The organism is Aeromonas media, assembly GCF_000819985.1.
GTDB lineage: Bacteria > Pseudomonadota > Gammaproteobacteria > Enterobacterales > Aeromonadaceae > Aeromonas > Aeromonas media.
Window position 1 is genome coordinate 25,444 of record NZ_CDBZ01000055.1, and the last position, 327, is coordinate 25,770.

The window sequence follows — 327 nt, forward strand, 5'->3', positions numbered from 1 at the left end:
GCCGGCCGGCAGGGTCGGCGTCAGCGGGACCTTCAGCTCGAGGGTGAGGCTCTGGGCCGTCATCCCCAGCCAGCGGGCATCGAGAAAGTCGAAATAGCGCCCCACCCTGGGATGGAGCGCCTTGAACAGGCTCTCCTTGGCGGAAAACACTAGGGTCAGCCCTCTGGCCCTGTCCAGCCCGAGCGCGCGGGCTCCGCCCTCCAGCCGTCCCCACTCATCCTCATCGACGATGCCGGGCCAGAGCTGACTCCCCTGCTCCGTCCCCAGCCAGGCCTCCAGATCCAGCCCCATTCCCCCCTGTGCGCGGCGCACCCCACAGAGCGCCAC

1 protein-coding gene is annotated in these 327 nt (G+C 69.7%); it reads right to left on the reverse strand.

Annotated features, from left to right (window positions below; genetic code table 11):
* Positions 1–327 (reverse strand): 4'-phosphopantetheinyl transferase family protein (locus BN1127_RS04520; RefSeq protein ID WP_042648668.1); only part of this gene is annotated, 327 nt, incomplete at both ends.